This is a genomic window from Pontibacter sp. HSC-14F20, from assembly GCF_019599265.1.
Lineage (GTDB): Bacteria > Bacteroidota > Bacteroidia > Cytophagales > Hymenobacteraceae > Pontibacter.
Genome location: NZ_JAHZTC010000097.1, coordinates 1 through 213, shown reverse-complemented (window position 1 = coordinate 213; position 213 = coordinate 1). Strand labels below are relative to the sequence as shown.

The 213-nt window shown below is 58.2% G+C and carries 1 pseudogene; it reads left to right on the top strand.

Annotated elements, in window-relative coordinates:
- Nucleotides 1–213: pseudogene (locus tag K3G39_RS20650) on the top strand (IS5/IS1182 family transposase); the annotation flags it as partial.

Here is a 213-nt window from a genome sequence, read left to right as displayed (position 1 = left end):
GCATCATTGCCGCCGCCCTTGTCACCTCGGGCGAAAAAGGCGATGGCCCCCAACTTCCAAAGCTTGTGGAAATAAGCCGCGCCAATGGCCTTCAGGTGGACACAGTAATCGGCGATGCGGCCTATTCAGGCAAGGAAAACCTCAAGCTCCAGGACAAGGAGGGCCGCAGTCTAAAGCTGGTGGCCAGACTCAACCCTGTCATCAGCCAGGGCA